The following is a 3,111-nucleotide window of genomic DNA, read 5'->3' as shown; positions in this document are numbered from 1 at the left end:
TGCTCCGCGACCTGGCCGGCCGCGATCCCGGCAGGCACCTGCAGCGGTACATCGCCGCGCTCGACATCCACGCGATCGCACTGGACAGCGCCGGCCGCGACGCCGAGGCGTACGAGGTCACCCAGCAGGCGCTGATGCTGATCCAGGACCTGCACGACCGCGACCCGGAAACCCATGGCCCGCAGTACGCCCAGGTCGTGCTGAACTTCTCCAACCGCCTGGCCGCCCGCGATGACCACACCAACGCGCTGGAGGGCTACCTCGCCGCGACCCGCGTGCTGTACGAACTGGTCCAGCAGTCCCCGCACGCCTACGCCGCGAAGTGCGCCATCGCAACGTGGTCGCTGGCCAACGCTTTCTCCAGGCTCAACCGCTGGGCGGAGGCCCAGAGCGCGATCAGGGGCACGATCACGCTTCAGCGCAGCTGCGTCCACGAGTACCAGCCGTGGGTGATCCCGGACCTGCTCGACTCCCTGGACTTCCTCAAGCACTGCCTGTCGCGGGCAAAGCAGTTCCACGAACTGCCTGAACTGGAGGCGGAACAGCAGGCTTTGAAGCGCCTGTACGCGAACTACCAAGCGTCCGCAGGGCCACAGTGATCCACGCGAGCACCAACCCGACGTACAGCACGACGGCCACACCGGTGAACATCGGCGACGGCACGCGTGCCGCGAGCGCGCTCGTCCCGGTGACCAATGTGCCGAGCGGGAACACGAAGCTCCACCACGTCAACGCGAACGGCAACCCGCGCCGGGCCGTCCGCACGGTGACGGTCGCCGCGGTCGCCACCCACAGCAGGGCGAACCCCCACGTGATCGTTCCGTAGAGAACGCCGAACGCGGCCTGACCGGGCAGCACGTGCACGCCAGAGAGCAGGTTGGCGGCGGTGATCGACTGGCCGAGGGGTCCGAGCACGATCCACAGCGTCGGCACGGTGGACGCCGCGCCCAGGCCGTGCTGGACGAGCCGCTGCCAGATCTGCGGCACGATCACCATCGTCGCGAACAGGCTGACACCGAACAGCGCGTAGCAGCCGAGCACCATCGCTTGGCGGAAAGGTCCTTCCGGCAGGTGCTGGGCCAGCAACGCACCGGAGGCCGCGGACACCATCGGCGGCACAACGGGCATGAGCCAGCCGCCGAACGCGCGTTCGCCGCTGCCGATCATCCGCAGCGGCACCAGCACCGAGGTGGCCAGGCCGAACACGGTGCCGAGAGTCCACAGTGTCCAGTCGAGGGCCAGCGCGGCCGGCAGGCCGATCCAGTCGGAGCCGAGCAGCAACGCGCCGGTGCCAACGGTCATCAACGCCATCGGTGGCGCGCCCCAGAACTGGGCCATCACCGGATCGGCGAGCTGTTCCCTGACCGTGGTCCACGTCCAACGCCGGACGGCCGCGACGACGAGGAACACCAGCAAAGCGGCGTCCAGCGCCCACACGAACGTGGCGGGCGCGTGCAGGCCGGGCATCGAGGCCCCGGCGGTCGCGACGATCCCCGTGCCCATCACGGAGGCGAACACGTTCGGGCCGAAAGGCGCCGCTCGTCGCACCTCGGGGGCACGGTGTGGGTGAGGTGCGAGAGCGGTCACGACATGACAATCCTCGCGCCGCGCCCACCTCGGTAGGGATCAATCGCCGATGTACGCATAGGCTGCCCCTATGCCTCTGCCGTCCAGGGTCACCGACCTGACCAGCTTCGACCTGCTGCTGAGCGTGGCCGAGCTGGGCAGCATCGGCCGGGCCGCCCAGGCGCACGGCATGTCCCAGCCCTCGGCCAGCGAACGGCTCAAGACCCTCGAAGCCCGTGTCGGCGTGGCGTTGCTCGAACGGACCCCGCGCGGCGCCCGGCTCACCACGGCCGGTCAGCTCGTGGCCGGATGGGCCGCCGCGGTGCTGGCGCGAGCCGTCGACCTCGACGCCGGCATCACCAGCCTCCGAGCCGACCGGCAGAGCCATCTCACCGTCGCCGCGAGCCTGACCGTGGCCGAGTACCTGCTGCCCGCGTGGCTGATCGCGTTGCGGACGGTCAGCCCGGACACCGCGACCGTGCTCACGGCGGGCAACTCGGTGCACGTCGCCGAGCAGGTGCTGGCGCACAAGGCCGATCTGGGTTTCATCGAGAGCACCGACGTGCCGGCGGGCCTGGCCAGCCGTGTGGTCGCGAGGGACGAGCTCGTGCTGGTCGTCGCGCCAGGACATCCGTGGGCCAAGCGCCGCCGTGTCGCCGCCGCGAAGGCCGCCGCGACCCCGTTGGTCAGCAGGGAGCCGGGCTCGGGCACACGGCAGGCCTGGGAGCACGCGCTCAAGACCGCGGGCGTCAGCGAGTCCGCCGGACCGTTGCTGGAGATGTCCGTCGACGACGGCGATCAAGGCCGCCGCGATCGGTGGCATCGGGCCCGCGGTCCTCAGCCTTCACACGGTGGCCACCGACATCGCGACCCGCACGCTCGTCAGGGTCGAGGTCAGCGATCTCGACCTGCACCGGGCGTTGCGCGCGGTGTGGCCGGCCGGCAGGACACCCCGAGGACCGGCCTCCGACCTGTTGACCATCGCGACGCGTACTCTCACCCACCGTGCCGACCGGCGGTAGCAAACAGGTTCGCGCCGCGCGCAAGCGCAAGAAGCGGATGGCGCGCGTCACCCACGACCTCACCGACGCGCAGTGGGACGCGCTCAAGGCGTCCTGGGGCGGATGCGCCTACTGCGGCTCCCCCGCCACCTCCTTGCAGAAGGACTGCGTGCAGGCCATCTCACGCGGCGGCCGCTACACGCTCGGCAACGTCGTGCCCGCGTGCGGGTCGTGCAACGCCAGCAAGTGCAACGCCGAGGTGACCGGCTGGCTGCGGCGCAAGAAGCTCGACGAACGCTCGTTCCTCGTGCGCCACTACGAGATCTCGACCGAGCTCACCACGCGGTTCGCCTGACCACAGGTTGATCAGACCAGGTGGTGTTCGAACGCGAACGCCGCCGCCGCGGTGCGCGACCCCACGTCCAGCTTGGCGAAGATGTTCGACAGATGCCGGGCGACGGTCTTCTCCGACAGCACCAGCCCGGCGGCGATCTCCGGGGTTGCTCCGGCCCCGCGGCCACGAGCCGCAGCACCTCGATCTCGT

General features: G+C 70.4%; 5 protein-coding genes and 1 pseudogene. 4 read left to right on the top strand and 2 right to left on the bottom strand.

Annotated features, from left to right (window positions below):
- Nucleotides 1–599: hypothetical protein (locus FXN61_RS48450; protein ID WP_223165907.1), on the top strand; the 599-nt coding region annotated here is incomplete at its 5' end.
- Here FXN61_RS48450 and FXN61_RS48445 read toward each other — a convergent pair.
- Nucleotides 484–1,518, bottom strand: a complete 1,035-nt coding sequence (locus tag FXN61_RS48445; protein ID WP_312878577.1) for a TDT family transporter — start codon at nt 1,516–1,518, stop codon at nt 484–486. The genes FXN61_RS48450 and FXN61_RS48445 overlap by 116 nt on opposite strands.
- A 139-nt stretch (nt 1,519–1,657) precedes the next feature.
- Between FXN61_RS48445 and FXN61_RS56105 the strand changes: the two are divergent.
- From FXN61_RS56105 to FXN61_RS48435, 3 genes and pseudogenes are all read left to right on the top strand, one after another.
- Nucleotides 1,658–2,263: pseudogene (locus FXN61_RS56105) on the top strand (LysR family transcriptional regulator); the annotation flags it as partial.
- Complete coding sequence (locus tag FXN61_RS56100; protein ID WP_312878576.1) at nt 2,151–2,588, top strand: LysR substrate-binding domain-containing protein; 438 nt, start codon at nt 2,151–2,153, stop codon at nt 2,586–2,588. The pseudogene FXN61_RS56105 and the gene FXN61_RS56100, both read left to right, overlap by 113 nt.
- On the top strand, nt 2,572–2,922 hold the full coding sequence (locus FXN61_RS48435) for an HNH endonuclease (protein ID WP_312878575.1): 351 nt from the start codon (nt 2,572–2,574) through the stop codon (nt 2,920–2,922). Before FXN61_RS56100 ends, FXN61_RS48435 begins: the two co-directional genes overlap by 17 nt.
- 11 nt (nt 2,923–2,933) lie before the next feature.
- Here FXN61_RS48435 and FXN61_RS53980 read toward each other — a convergent pair whose 3' ends face one another.
- Nucleotides 2,934–3,044: a LuxR C-terminal-related transcriptional regulator gene (locus tag FXN61_RS53980; RefSeq protein ID WP_312878578.1), complete on the bottom strand. Its 111-nt coding sequence runs from the start codon at nt 3,042–3,044 to the stop codon at nt 2,934–2,936.
- Nucleotides 3,045–3,111 lie beyond the last annotated feature (67 nt).

It is taken from the genome of Lentzea indica (assembly GCF_012184385.1).
GTDB classification, from domain to species: Bacteria; Actinomycetota; Actinomycetes; order Mycobacteriales; family Pseudonocardiaceae; genus Lentzea; species Lentzea indica.
This window is presented reverse-complemented; position numbering and strand designations above follow the sequence as displayed.